The sequence below is a fragment of the Dendronalium phyllosphericum CENA369 genome (assembly GCF_016056275.1).
In the GTDB taxonomy this organism is placed as follows: domain Bacteria; phylum Cyanobacteriota; class Cyanobacteriia; order Cyanobacteriales; family Nostocaceae; genus Dendronalium; species Dendronalium phyllosphericum.
In genome coordinates this window covers 1-14080 of record NZ_JAECZA010000239.1, presented here as the reverse complement: position 1 = coordinate 14080, position 14080 = coordinate 1, and the positions used below count along the sequence as shown (strand labels likewise).

12 protein-coding genes and 1 pseudogene are annotated in these 14080 nt (G+C 41.9%); 3 read left to right on the top strand and 10 right to left on the bottom strand.

What is annotated here, in order from left to right; translation table 11 throughout:
• Window positions 1-94: 94 nt before the first annotated feature.
• Window positions 95-1744 carry a Ppx/GppA phosphatase family protein gene (locus tag I8752_RS28120; RefSeq protein ID WP_214435516.1) on the bottom strand — a complete coding sequence of 550 codons (1650 nt, stop codon included), beginning with the start codon at window positions 1742-1744 and terminating at the stop codon, window positions 95-97.
• Between the two features lie 359 nt (window positions 1745-2103).
• On the opposite strand from I8752_RS28120, the gene I8752_RS28115 reads away from it, so the two are divergent.
• On the top strand, window positions 2104-2985 hold the full coding sequence (locus I8752_RS28115; protein WP_214435515.1) for a 4-hydroxybenzoate solanesyltransferase: 882 nt from the start codon (window positions 2104-2106) through the stop codon (window positions 2983-2985).
• Between the two features lie 69 nt (window positions 2986-3054).
• Here the strand turns inward: I8752_RS28115 and I8752_RS28110 are convergent, their stop codons facing one another.
• Entirely contained in the window at window positions 3055-3588 is a 534-nt protein-coding gene (locus I8752_RS28110; RefSeq protein ID WP_214435514.1) for a DUF4330 domain-containing protein, read from the bottom strand.
• Window positions 3589-3763: 175 nt separating this feature from the next.
• Between I8752_RS28110 and I8752_RS28105 the strand changes: the two genes are divergently transcribed.
• Window positions 3764-8041 carry a CHAT domain-containing protein gene (locus I8752_RS28105; protein ID WP_214435513.1) on the top strand — a complete coding sequence of 1426 codons (4278 nt, stop codon included), beginning with the start codon at window positions 3764-3766 and terminating at the stop codon, window positions 8039-8041.
• A 61-nt stretch (window positions 8042-8102) separates the two neighbouring features.
• Here the strand turns inward: I8752_RS28105 and I8752_RS28100 are convergent, their stop codons facing one another.
• The 3 genes from I8752_RS28100 to I8752_RS28090 all read right to left on the bottom strand — a co-directional run bounded on the left by I8752_RS28100 (window position 8103) and on the right by I8752_RS28090 (window position 11034).
• Entirely contained in the window at window positions 8103-8867 is a 765-nt protein-coding gene (locus I8752_RS28100; protein ID WP_214435512.1) for a MinD/ParA family ATP-binding protein, read from the bottom strand.
• A 160-nt stretch (window positions 8868-9027) separates the two neighbouring features.
• On the bottom strand, window positions 9028-9327 hold the full coding sequence (locus I8752_RS28095; protein ID WP_214435511.1) for a helix-turn-helix domain-containing protein: 300 nt from the start codon (window positions 9325-9327) through the stop codon (window positions 9028-9030).
• A gap of 12 nt (window positions 9328-9339) precedes the next feature.
• Window positions 9340-11034 carry a CHASE2 domain-containing protein gene (locus tag I8752_RS28090; protein ID WP_318780905.1) on the bottom strand — a complete coding sequence of 565 codons (1695 nt, stop codon included), beginning with the start codon at window positions 11032-11034 and terminating at the stop codon, window positions 9340-9342.
• Between the two features lie 565 nt (window positions 11035-11599).
• Between I8752_RS28090 and I8752_RS28085 the strand changes: the two genes are divergently transcribed.
• Complete coding sequence (locus I8752_RS28085; protein WP_214435510.1) at window positions 11600-12415, top strand: DUF928 domain-containing protein; 816 nt, start codon at window positions 11600-11602, stop codon at window positions 12413-12415.
• A 210-nt stretch (window positions 12416-12625) separates the two neighbouring features.
• On the opposite strand, the gene I8752_RS28080 is transcribed toward I8752_RS28085, so the two are convergent.
• The 5 genes and pseudogenes from I8752_RS28080 to I8752_RS28060 form a co-directional block, all read right to left on the bottom strand.
• A complete protein-coding gene (locus I8752_RS28080; protein WP_214435509.1) occupies window positions 12626-12937 on the bottom strand; it encodes a helix-turn-helix domain-containing protein in 312 nt (103 codons plus the stop codon).
• Window positions 12924-13319, bottom strand: coding sequence for a type II toxin-antitoxin system RelE/ParE family toxin (locus I8752_RS28075; RefSeq protein ID WP_214435508.1), 396 nt, complete (start codon window positions 13317-13319; stop codon window positions 12924-12926). The genes I8752_RS28080 and I8752_RS28075 overlap by 14 nt, the downstream gene beginning before the upstream one ends.
• Window positions 13320-13531: 212 nt before the next feature.
• A pseudogene (locus tag I8752_RS38490) lies at window positions 13532-13615 on the bottom strand (type II toxin-antitoxin system RelE/ParE family toxin); the annotation flags it as partial.
• An 8-nt stretch (window positions 13616-13623) separates the two neighbouring features.
• Entirely contained in the window at window positions 13624-13755 is a 132-nt protein-coding gene (locus I8752_RS38205; protein WP_263986403.1) for a hypothetical protein, read from the bottom strand.
• Window positions 13756-13776: 21 nt separating this feature from the next.
• On the bottom strand, window positions 13777-14080 hold a 304-nt coding region (locus I8752_RS28060; protein WP_318780904.1), incomplete at its 5' end, for a transposase family protein.

Here is a 14080-nt window from a genome sequence, read left to right as displayed (position 1 = left end):
CGCACCAGCAATTATCGTCAAAAAGCAGGGTAAAGCAACTTGAAGATGTATTTGTTTGGCTTTGCGATCGCTCTACCCAACCAACCGACAAAATTTACTGTTTTGGCAATTGAGAATATTCTAAATTTGCCACTAATTTCACACCGAATTCTTCCTCAAAGACTCCTTTTTTAACGTCTAAACTCCAAAGTTCTAAGGCGCACTCATCATCAGGTTGAGAAGGGAAAATAAGCAAATTAACTTGCTGAAACTGAGGATAAAATTCACACTGGACTTGAGCGATCGCCCCAATCTGCCGCCTATCTAATGCAACTGCTAATCTTAAAATACTACTCAATTGACAGACTATTTGTCGGTGCTTCTTACTTAGCAAGTTGCGAAAATTTTCGTGCTTTTTCTTCGGTGGTGATTTGCGATGATAACGCGCTAAGTTAGCAATGATTTCTATCTCTGTTTCATTAAATCCAAGTAATTCGCCATTACGAATAAGATAATAAGAGTGCTTGTGGTGAGCCGAATGGCTAATGTAATGACCGCAATTGTGTAATATTGCAGCTGCCCAGAGTAACTGTCGCTCTTGTGTTCCCCAATGGTGTAATGTGCCCTGAGTTTGGTCAAATAAACTTAAGGCAAACGCTGCCACGCGATCGCTATGTTCTAATTTGATATGATACTTATTAGCATGTTTGAGAACACTCCGCTGGCGTACTGAACCTTGATAGCGCAATTTATCTTCAATCAAACCGTGGGCTAACATCCAATCGACGATTACGCCTTCTCTGAGAGATCGCCCACAAGTTGTTATTGATTGCACACCTAATAAAGTCATAGCTTCTTGCAAGATGACTGCGCCTGCCAGTATGACTTCAGCCCGTTTCTCTGGCATCCCAGGTATGGCAGCCCTTTCTGAGTTACTCAATTTCCGCAAGCGATTTACCCACTCTTGCAAGTCTTTGAGACTGAACTCGTAACCATTCAAAGTCGAAGGTACAGAACCGGAATTATCCCGTGCGTGGATTAGCGCTAGAGTTTCAATTGTGCCAGAGGTTCCGATCAAACGCGGAGATTCACCTGACTGGATATTTGCTAGAACCTCATCTACAGCTCGTTCCAACATCCCGCGTGCATAAGCTTGCAAGTACTGAAACTCGGCGTTACTAATCGGGTCGGTGTGGATTAACTCGCCAGTGAGTCGCACTGCACCAACTTTGGTGCTGGTAAGAGTACGCGGTTCGTGACTGTCTCCCAAAATTAATTCTGTGGAACCACCGCCAATATCAACAATGATGTGAGGCTGGTTATTAAATTCCATCCCCGACAGCACACCTAGATAGATTCGTCGCGCTTCTTCTTGACCAGAAATCAAGTCAACGCTTAAACCTACCTCTGCTTCTACCTTGTGCAAAAAGTCTTTACCGTTAGGGGCTTCCCGCACAGCACTAGTTGCCACAGCAATTACTGTTTCAGCGTCGAAAGTTTTGGCAACTTCTTGGAAGCGTCCGAGGGTAGCGATCGCTTTTTCGATTATCTCTGGTTTTAGTTCTCCAGTGGCGATATTGCGATCGCCCAGCCTTACAGTTTCTTTTTCTCTGGCGATAATGCTAAAAGCTGGTAAAGTCGGGTCAATCTTTACCACTACCATGTGCAGAGAATTTGTGCCTAAGTCAATGGCAGCAATAATTCGGTGTTGCTGACTTGGTTGAGTGCTAAGACTCTCCCAGTCAGCTGAAACTAAATTCACCATCTAGTTTTCTCTCTGTTAAGGAAGGATGGTCAAGCCGAAGGCTGAAGCATGAAGCGTGAAGTTTTGCAGTACAAAGTAAAGGTTTCAGCCTTTATTTCGCCTTAAGCCTTCATCCTTTACACTTCATACTTCTTTGGTTATTGAGACTGATATTTGTTGCAACACACTTGCTTTGGAGTCGCTCGTAAGTCGAGGCTAACTGAGCTAGTATATTCACCCTGCTGCTTATAACTGTTAGTGACTGTTTAAATATATTTAAAGTTGCCACTTCAGTTATGTTTTTACAAATATCAAATAACGTTATTCTATAGATGTAAACTTGTGTGAATTCATCTATCTAAAGTTATTTCTTTATTTTTATGTTAAGTGCACCAGAACGCAAGCAAGAACCAGTGTGGCTTGTGATTATTCGACTTCTGCGGTGGCATAAACCAGAAGGAAGATTAATCTTGATGATTCCTGCGCTTTGGGCTGTGTTTTTGGCAGCTTCGGGAAAACCGCCTTTACCCTTGGTTGGTGTGATTGTCTTAGGTACTCTGGCCACAAGTGCGGCTGGCTGTGTGGTTAACGATCTGTGGGATCGAGATATTGACCCCCAAGTGGAAAGAACGCGCGATCGCCCCCTCGCTTCTCGTGCCCTTTCGATAAAAGTTGGGATTGCAGTTGGTATAGTAGCGCTGGCATGTGCGGCAGTTCTGGCCTATTATCTTAATCCTTTGAGTTTCTGGTTATCTGTAGCAGCAGTGCCTGTAATTTTGCTTTATCCAGGTGCAAAGCGGGTTTTTCCAGTTCCTCAGCTAGTTCTCTCAATTGCTTGGGGTTTTGGCGTATTGATTAGCTGGAGTGCGGTAACGCAAACTCTCTCCCAGCCGACTTGGATACTTTGGGGCGCAACTATATTGTGGACATTAGGATTTGATACTGTTTATGCTTTGAGCGACAAGGAAGACGATCGGCGCATTGGTATTAATTCTAGCGCTCTATTTTTTGGCGATTATGCCCCTGCTGCCATTGGAATTTTCTTTGCTGGCACTATATTGTTATTAGCTTGGTTAGGGATGGCGATCGCTCTTGGCTTTCCCTTTTGGATTAGCCTGGCACTGGCTACTATCGCTTGGACTTGGCAGTATCTGCAACTAAGCAAAAAAGACCTACCTAACTCTGCATATGGTCAAATGTTCCGGCAAAATGTGTGGATTGGTTTTATATTACTTGCCGGGATGATTATTGGTTCTTTTTGAAAAAGAATTCAGCAGCCAGGTTAGTATTCTGACTTCTGGCTTCTGAATCCTGAATACTTTCTTGAAGTGCTATTTGTCTTTTACTCTGACATCGATAACAGTTGCATTGAAGTTGTAGTTAAAGCCTTCCAACTCAAAGGGCATACCAATTTTCACTTTACTATTGCCTAGAACTGGGCCACCTGTAGTCATTTGGGCTTTGCCGTCTAATGTCAAGAGCATATCTGTACTAAAATTATTAGTTTTTGGATCTGGCATTTCTTTGACAGTACCATCTGGTTGAAAAACATTGATTGTTCTTGGCAGCACTTTAATGTCTTTAATCTCAATTTGACCGTAGGGTTGATTGCGGATAATTACATTGGTTTTGCCGCCTTTTGAGAATCCGTTGTCAAATAACCGTTCGGGGTCGCGGACATTCAAACCCCGAACTACTAAGTCAACCTCAATGGGTACTGTTTTACTACCAACTTGAGCTACAGAACCAGTAGTGCCCGGAAAGACGAAGATACCAAATATCACTAGCAGAATTACCAGTGCAGCACCTAAATCGAGGATATTGATTTTACCGAATAAACGACCTTTGGAATCTAAAATAGCCATAAAAACTTTTCCCAAATACAAGCAGAATAATTGATTGTAGCAACAAGGTTTATGATGGGCACGGCAATTTTTCCTACTAGAGGTGTTGCAGTCATGCGACAGTCTATCACGAGTTTGGAAATGGAAAGCAGAGGGTTAAGGGGCGGAGGGGCAAAGGAGCGGAGAGGCAGTCCCGATGAAACAAGTTTCACCGCCATGTATGAAAAAGGTTTCTTCACGGCAGTTGCTACAACGGAGGGAACCTCAACGGACAGTTTGCTCAAGTCGGGGAACCCGCCCACGCAACTGTCCTCCGCAACGCACTGCCTCCCCTACACCCCACACCCTACACCCCACACCCTTTTTCAAGTCAGAGGGGCAGAGGAGTATTTTATGTGTGGGTTCTAAAGCGAAACAAGCAATTCCTTGTTTTTCTTTTTTACTTTTGCCTTTTTCCTTGCTTTGCCTGTTTCCTAATTTCGCCCAAGCCCAATCAATTACTCCTGCTAACGATGGCACTGGTACTGTGATTACAAACCAAGGCAACAACATTAATATTAGCGGCGGGAGTTTGAGTAGCGATCGCGCCAACTTATTTCATAGCTTCTCAAAATTTGGACTTGATGCCAATCAAACGGCTAATTTTCTTTCTCAACCTTCGATTCAAAATATTTTAGGACGTGTCACGGGTGGCAATGCATCCTTAATTAACGGACTAATTACAGTTACAGGTGGCAATTCCAACTTATATTTAATTAACCCGTCTGGGATTATATTTGGCCCTAATGCTAGTTTGAACGTGCCAGCTGCTTTTACAGCCACCACTGCTAACCGCATCGGCTTTGGCGAAAACTGGTTTAATGCTAGTGGCTGGAATAATTACACCGCACTGCTAGGCACGCCTAACAGCTTTGCATTTGATTCTAGTATTGCAGGTGCGATCGCTAATCAAGGAAATCTTGCAGTTAGATCGGGTAATAATTTAACTTTGATTGGCGGTACTGTAGCTAGTACGGGAGAAATTGCCGCACCAGGTGGGAAAGTCACTGTCGTCGCCGTACCTGGTACAAGTTTGGTGCGCCTCAGTATTCCCGGAAATCCTTTAAGTTTAGAAATTCAACCAATCAATGCATCCGCTAGCGCTAACAATCAACCGACAAACTCTTTAGCTACCTTGCTGACAGGTGGTAGCGGTGGTAATGCTTCGGGATTAACAGTTAACAGCAACGGTGAAGTAGAACTGACTGGTTCTGGCTTGCGAGTTGAAAATGGCGATGTAGTAGCAACAAAAGCAACTGCTGACACAGCCACCTTCATAGCTAACCGGAATTTAACATTACCAGAAAGTCAACTTTTAACGACTGGCAATCTTAATTTACTTGCCAAAGATACAGTGATAATTCGTGACAGTGCGGCGAATCCTTTTTCGGCGATCGCAGCAGGCAACCTTTACATCCGAGGCGATCGAGGTATCGATATTTTGGCAATCAATCATCTAGATAAAACACCTTTAGTTAGTGGTAACGACTTAACATTAGTCAGTGATGGTAAAATTTCTCTAGATGCCCACTTTGCTAGCGGCGGTAAATTTTCAATTCTCAATTCTCAGAGTCAAGGCGCTAATTTTATCAGTCTTTATGACCCAATAGTTAGTTCTGGCGAAGATGTTACCTTTGGTGATTACGAAGGGCCAGCTTTGAAAGTCGAAACTAGAGGTAGTATTAATGGCGGAAATATTACGATTACCGAAAATGATGGTACTTTGTCAGAGATTTGTGCTGAGACGACATGTTCCGCAGACGAGCAAATTTTAGCTACTGAACGAGCTTTAATTTTGAGAGCAGGTTTGAGCAATTTAGAATCATCTGCCAACTCTGTGATTCTTCCTCCCAGTCAAACAGTATTAGATACAAATTTTAACGCTGATGGAGTTACATCATCACCTGGAAATATTAATGTTGGCAACATTAATACCAACGACCCTGATTTTGGACAAGCAGGGCGAGTCATCTTAGCAGCTTCTGGTAATATTACAACAGGCGATATTAATTCTTCCTCAATCAATAACAATTCTGGCGAAGGAAATATTGATTCTACTGCTGGTTTATTAGACATCCAAGCAGGAGGAAATGTGACAACAGGCAATATTGATACCTCAGCCATTAAAAATGGGTTTGACTTTCCTAGCAATATTACAAGCGGCAATATCAACATAGTTGCTCAAGGAAATATCATCACAAATGCTATTAATGCCTTCGCTTCAAGTGCCTATGGCACTGTTGTTAGTGGAGATGTGAATTTACAAGCCGCAGGGAATATTACTTTTGCAAGCATCAATACCAGCGCTGATAATTCCATTATAGGTAGTGCTGAAGGTGGCAATGTTAGTGTCTTAGCAAATGGAGTTGTTAAAGGTACTGGAGAAGTTGAAATTGATGAAACTCCAACTGGCAATACTATCCTCACCAGTGGAACGACTACACCAGGAACTGTACAAATTCAACACGATGGCGGCCCTGATAACGTCCCCTTCACTGTAGGTGATGCCAGCCAAAATGGTACAGCGGCAAGTATTAATACAGGAACTTCGCAAATCACATCAACTTCGGCTGTCAATTCATTTCCAGTACTAGAAAATGGCGGACTTGCTGCTGATACACCTAGTGGTATTTCCATTACTTCGATCAATAGTCCACCGACTATCACAACGAATGTTAACGTACCGATAACTCAAGAAAATCAGGCAGTAACATTTAAATTTGGCGATTTAAATGCGTCAACTAACGATAACAATAAAGACAATCTTACCGTAGTTTTTGATGAGTTAAAAGCTGGTACTTTGACTTTAGAAAATGGGACTCCTGTTACACAAGGAACAATTCTTTCTGCCGATACAGTTTTAACGTACACACCGCCAGCAAATACCAGCGGTAACATTCTAGCTTTTACCATTAAGGCGAGCGATCGCGTTTCTTTTTCATCTCCACAATCAATAAATATCAGCGCTACACCGACACCAACGCCGACACCAACACCAACGCCAACACCAACGCCAACGCCAACACCAACACCAACACCAACGCCAACCCCAACACCGACACCAACGCCAACACTTCCAAATAATGCTCCCAACCCAGAAGAGTTGCAAAAGACACCCATTACTCAACAACCACTTGTAATCAGCAACTCTTCTCCAACAATTGAACTGAACAATACTGTATTTAAAATTGACGAAAAGTTTACGAACGAATTTCAGCAATACTTAGGAATTACAACCCAACCTGAGATTAGAAACGTCAGCGAAGCCCAAAATATCCTGCAAGATGTTGAAAAAGCGACAGGCGTTAAACCTGCACTAATTTACGTCAGCTTTGTACCAGCAACCATTTCAACTTCTAACACACCAGACCCTAACAGAATACTAAATATCGCATCCGCAAGCGATCGCGTAGAAATCTTAATTGTCACCGCTAAAGGTCAACCAATTCGCCAAGTCTTAAAAATCACGCGATCGCAATTTATGAAAGTTGCCACAACCTTCAAAAGCGAAGTTACAAGTCGAACATTATCTGACAACTACAAAGATCCTGCCCAACAGCTTTATAATTGGCTAATTGCACCCATTGACATCAACCTGAAAAGCCGCCAAATTAACAATTTGGTATTTATTATGGATGAGGGATTGCGATCGTTACCTGTAGCTGCCCTCTACGATGGCAAACAGTATTTGGTAGAACGCTATAGCATCGGCTTAATGCCCAGTTTAAGCCTTACCGATACTAAATATGTAGACATTAAAAAAGCTGAAGTATTGGGTATGGGTGCATCCCAATTCATTAACACCAACCAACAACCTTTACCTGCCGTCCCTGTAGAATTGTCTACCATTACCCCACGCTTGTGGCTAGGCAAATCTTTCTTAAACGAAACCTTTACTCTCAAAAATCTCCAAGCCCAACGCCAGCAAACACCCTACGGCATTATCCACTTAGCTACCCACGGTCAATTTAAACCTGGTGTGCCCAATAACTCCTACATTCAGCTATGGAATAGCCAGTTAAAAATGAATGAGTTGCGGAAACTGGGTTGGAATAACCCTCCAGTACAGCTAGTAGTGCTAAGTGCCTGTCGTACCGCCATCGGCGATAGAGAAGCAGAATTAGGTTTTGCTGGCTTTGCAGTGCAAGCCGGTGCTAAGTCAGCACTAGCGAGTTTATGGTATGTGTCAGATGAAGGCACATTAGGATTGATTAGCCAATTCTACGAGGAATTAAAAAAAGCCCCGATAAAAGCCGAAGCACTCCGCCAAACCCAAATCGGAATGCTGAAAGGGCAGGTGCGTTTAGAAGGCGGTAAACTAAAAACCTCCAGCCTCAACGTACCTTTACCGCCAGCCCTTGCCCAACTCGGCGATACAGACTTGAAACATCCCTATTTTTGGTCTGCCTTCACAATGATTGGTAATCCTTGGTAAGGGAATTAGTAGAGACGCGATTAATCGCGTCTCTACAAGAGTCAGTCTCCCTCATCTCCCTTCACTTCTGCATAATCATCAGGGCAACCTTTTCCATTACCTGACTGAAGGGATGTTCTGGGTGGCGCAAGCAGAAAAGATCGCTGCTTGCCAGTTGCATCACTTCTTCTGCTACGGGCAAAATACCAGCTACGGGTGCGTTATAAGTCTTTTCTACCTGTTGCCGTAAGGCATCAAAATCTAGTGCTGGCAATGCTTTGTTGACTAAAAGTAACATTCTTGGTACTTCCAGCTTGCGGGCTACCTCAACTGTCACAGCAGTACCTTGAAAATCTTGGCGATCGGGACGTAAGATCAAAACTAAAATATCAGAAACAACAATTGAAAGCAAAGTCTCTTCGTTTAACCCTGGATGAGTATCAATAAATAAGTAATCTAAGTGAAGTACATTAAGTAATTCTTGAAAGCCTTCATTGAGCAGATTAAAATCAAATCCTTCTCGCAGAACTTTGGTAATATCTTTAGCTTTAATACTAGAAGGAATTAAGTAAATGCAGCTATTTGCTTTTCCTGTTTTACCTAAAGTTGTACTGACATCATAGGCAGTCTCTTCAATATTACAACGTCCCCAGAGATAATCGTTGAGTGAATATTTCATCTTCTGCTCGTCAAAACCAAACAGAACATGAATCCCTGGAGATTGAATATCTGTGTCAATAATACCAACCCGATACCCATAACGAGCAACAATTCCGGCTAAGTTAGCCGTTGAATTTGATTTGCCTGTACCACCCCGAAAAGAGTGAATAGATACAATTTTTGACATAAAAAATACTAATTTTTAATTCGTAATTCGTAATTAAGACATTCATAAAAAGAACAGTAGGTTAGGTTTCATCTTCGCTCAACCTAACGAATTATTAGTGATGTTGGGTTTTATTACCTAACCCAACCTACACTAAACTAACTATTTTTTAATTTTGGATTTAAAGTTTATCCCAGATATTTTGATTAAGTTTGCTTTGCTTTTGGTTAATCAAGTTAGGTTGGTAGAAAACAGTGCCACTCTTATCATTGGATTCTTGAATAACTCCTTGAAAAATGAGAGTATCTAAATGCTGTTGTACAACTTCTTTTGTCAAATTTACATTAGCTATAATTTCTTCTATAGTCATTTTTTGTTTCCGAATTATCCAAGTAACAATTTGTCGTTGTCCGTCAGGTAAATTTATCATGTCTGCCAAACTTTCTTGTACTGCTGATTCTTCAAAGTCTTGATTATTCATATTGATTCTCTTTTAACTTCCTTTTAATCTCTTGCCTCGACGCTGTAATTGATCAAAGTATTCCATCTCTTCTTGTTCTTCAACTGTTGCTTGGATCTGCGTTGCTTCTAAATTGCTAGCATGAGTAATATTTTCTGATGAGTTAATTTGATTGCGTTTATCGCGTACTTGTTGTAAGTAATCTACTTCTTCTATTGGTGGTGTTGGTTGAGAAGTTTTAGGAATAGCAATTTTTTCTTCAAGGTTGAGATGATGAGACTCGAAATTATCAGTAACAACAGGTGCGATCGCAGTTTGCGAAACTTCTTTATTGTCCCGATTTCGTAAATCTTTGGCTTTTTGCTGCAATTCTACAAAATAATCGCTTTGGGCGATCGCAGATACTTCTGCATCCTTTTTAGCTTCGTCAATCTCAATGTTGATTTTCAAGAAGCCTTTAACTGTTTTGACAATTGTGGCAGCATATCTATCTATCAACGCTACACCCACAGCAGTTGCCAATAGTCCCAGTGCAGGCGGTACTAAGGGTATCCACCCAGCTTGGAGAATGACTGTATATGCACCTGCAAATAAAATGGCGATCGCAACTCCACCACCTAAAATTAATAGCCAAGGTTTGCGAATCCGCCACGCCAGCAATCCTCCCACTAGCGACCAAGCAAATATCCACAAACTTTCTTGTCCCTGATTCCAATACCAAAAAAGCGATCGCTTATCCAAAACTGCACTTAATATCTGGCTGGCATTCTGGACGTGAACTACCACCCCAGGCATTTTTTGACTGTCTTCGGCTCCTCCACTATAAGGCGTGTAAAAATTATCTTTGACAATTGCTGCTGTATACCCAAGCATCACAATCTTGTCTTTAATCAAAGCCGGATCGACTTTATCTGCAAGTATGTCGCTGAGTGAGACTTGCTTTGTCGCATTCCTAAGAGAACGGTAGTTGAGTAATATTTGGTAATCTCCAGTAGCAGCGTGGTGATAACCTACCGTATTTGGCGATAAACGCTTAAGAAAAGTAGAACCAAGTTTTAATTCCCCAGATTTAGTTAGTTCTGGTTCAATTCCCTGTCCCTGTAAGTAACGCACTACCATCTGAAAACTCAGAGATGGCAGTTGATTTTCGGAATTGACGTAATTGCAGATATGTTTGTTGGGTGCTGGTAGTTTTGAGGCTTGAGGAATGGTAATCACCATACCTTGGCGAACAATTCCCCCAGCGTCTACAGGAAAATCGGCAACTCCAACTCGGTCTTCTGGTACGCCTGGTGCTGCGGCGATTCCGGGAGAATCAGCCTTACTAATAGCACAGGCAGCCACAATGCGATCGCTAGCAGTTAACCGCTTAACCAACTCTGCGCGGCCTGCGGCTGGCCCTTGCGGCACATCTCTTAAAATATCTATACCAATTACACGCGGTTCGTGCTTTTCTAATTTCGCCAAAACCTCTGCTAAAGTGCCATCTTGAATTGGGTACTCTTTGCGTGTTTGGATATCTACGTCATCGATACCAACTACTAAGAAGCGTTTGTCTGGGCCTTCATCGGGACGCATTCTAATTAACCCATCAAAAGCAGCCAACTCCAGTCCTTCTAGGCTACCTAGCATTCGCAATCCCACTATTATGCCAGTAATTGCTAGGCTAGTAACAACTACAGTACCGCCTACAGTCAACAACGAACTCAGCAATCTTTTGTTTTTCACTGCGCTCTAAAAATTTATTAATTTTTACAATTTCCAAAAGCAGATAAAAGCTTTTTGGAAGAATTTACCAAGCTAAAATTAAACTTCACCACGGTCGGGCACAATCAAACATCACAATTAGGGTAGTGGTAATCAGTATGCCCAATCAGGTAGTACAGTATTTCATCAAGTCGTACTAAATTCTTTTGAAAAGACTGCGCGTTTATTTGCGCTTAAAAGAGTTACGATTTTCAGCAAAGCCGTACTTAGGTACGTTTATAGCACCTATCCTGATTTTTTACTATTTTTATGAAAAAAACTCCTAGTGATTGTACTGGGACTAACTCCCAGCACAATTTTATAAATTTATACGATTTATATCTGTAAAGAGGAACTATTTAAAAAATGGTCAAGTCCTGGAAATCCAGAGTATAACTAGTTTGTTCGTTCTGTTATCTGGAAACTCGACCGTGGTGCGATCGCGTCAGCGCCAAACAACAAGTCAAGAAAAATTGCCAATAACAGATGTATTTATTAATTCCAAGTTTAATGATTTGTAGCAATAGGCTAATTATTTTAAAAAATTATGCTAAAAAAAACTTTAGTCTGGGTTGTATTAGGCTTAACCTTATCTACAGATTTATTGCTCGCTAATGTGGCAGCAATAGCAACACCCTCAGATGCAATTTCACAACTAGTTACTCAAACACAACCAATATTTACACCGCGTCGCCGTTCCCTGTTACGATTCAAAGTACCTAGTATTAGAGGTTCTCGCAATCTAGAAGCAGGAGCAGCACGCGGCGAATGCAGTCCTCAAGCCATAAGTGCAGTGATACCGCCAAAACCTGCAACAATGGCATCTACTGACCTACCCGTACAATTAACAATCAGCGATCGCCCAACATTTTTTGTAAATGTACCCCAAACCTCGGCAACGCAAGCAGAATTTGTGTTGCAAGGAACAGGAAAAGAAATACTTTTAGACAAAACTGTGCCTGTAACTGCCAGTAAAGGCATTATGAACTATACCTTACCTAGCGATTTTCCTGGATTAAAAGTCGGACAGAAATATAGTTGGCGCTTTTCCTTAGTTTGCGATCCAACCGGAGGCGATCGCAGTGGCGACCCAGTCACTAGTGGTTGGATACAACGAGTGCAACCGACTGCGACAGTAGCCGCACAATTGCAGACAGCAACACCCAGACAACGGGTTTTAATTTATGCTGACAACGGTTATTGGTACGATACGCTCAAAAGCATAGCTGATTTACGTGCGGCAAATCCCAGCGATTTAACCTTAGTTCGTGATTGGAAAGACCTTTTACAATCAGTAAGCTTAGATGCGATCGCCAACCAACCTTTAATTCAACTCGACACCGCCACAGCCTCCAACAAATAAAAAAGTATCGATTGGTCATTTGTTAGTTGTTATTATTCTTGCCTCCCCATCTCCCTCATCTCCCCCATCTCCCTCATCTCCCTCATCTCCCTCATCTCCCAATCCCCATCTGTTAACTCAAATCTTGCACCTGGAAATTTGAATGTTAAAATCAAAACTACGTGCAAGGGGAGTGAGGCGTTACAACATATTCATTGCTACTAGAATGCTCTATGCACTTTGCTCGTGTTCTATTGGAGCAAGCTGAATCACTACCCGTTGATTGAGAGCGCGAGCAATTTTTTGCAGCATTGAAAGAGAGTGTCCTTCGTAATCAGCATCTTCAAGCCGTGCAATCACGGGCTGTTTTGTACCAACAAGTTCAGCAAGCTGTTTCTGTGTTAACCCCGCTTTTGTTCTGGCAGAGTAAATAAGCTGTGCCACTTCTGCATTTATAGAGGCTTCCTCCACAATTGCTTCAAGTTCAGGGTCGCTGCTGGTTATCTTGTGGATGATTTTTATTGCATCGCTAGTCTTCACCATTCTCTTGTTCCTCCACGTAGGTGTGAACTTCTGGGTTTTCTTCAAATAAAAGCTTTCGAGCGATCGCCCGTTCAATATCAATTGGAGGTACAGCTGCTTCTTCCTTTGTAATGGCGTGTGCGAGAATTGCCACATTTTGCCCATGAAAGAAGTACAAGATGCGGTATTGCACCCGAATATGCTTTGCCCGAAGCTCATATATCCCGTCGCGCAAGTAATCAGCCGCAGGGCGACGGAGTTCGTATCCTGATGCCACAAGTTGTTTGATTCGAGCAACACAGTTTGCATAACCTTTGCGGTCTTCTTTCAAAAGTTGCGTCAGCCATTCAAGGACAGGAACTTCCCCTTCTTCCTGGTAGAAAACAACACGGGTTTCAGGCACAGCATACTCTCTAAATATATCAATATTGTTATATTAAGGCAACGGAGGAAACGAGACGCGCGATCGCCTTTCAATATCACAAACGCGATAACTTCTTTACAAGACGCTCTTGCTAGTTTGCTTTTTTGCAGGAGTACGTTAAGCTGTACACTTTGTGGGGTAGGCATCTTGCCCGCCCTAATTATGCAATTAAAATGTGGAACAGCTTATTCTTTTTTTGCTATTTTGGCAGCTATTTTAGGTTGTAAACCTTTGAGAAAATCGAGAACCGTCTCTAAACCGTCTAACTTCGCCATACTAGAAATTAATCATCAAGCGCTGCTAAACGTTCTAGTTCTGCTGTAAAAATCTCCGAACCAACCATTTTAGAATTAGCCACAGCCATTTGTGCTTGTTGACCTAAAATTAAATCTTCTAATTGAGCAATTCGATTCATTAGACCTCTTGCAAAAGTCGCTTAAGCAAATTCGGTTTGGGGAAGACGAAGCTCGTAATTGTAGAGAGCAGCAATCAGATTAAACCTCAAACTAAATCTTTTTCGACGATTTCTATAAGTGAAGGACAAAATTTTAAATACCTTCAGCTTCCGATTTACATGCTCACCTAAAACTCTGATTTTAGCTAATTCTTGATTGCTCTTTTTATCCTCACAAGTTAACTTACCTCCTCTAGGTTTTTTCTGAGGAATCTGACTATTGCTATGTAGTTTTTGAATACCTTGATAACCTTTATCTCCCAAGCATTTTATGTCTTTTCTCAAC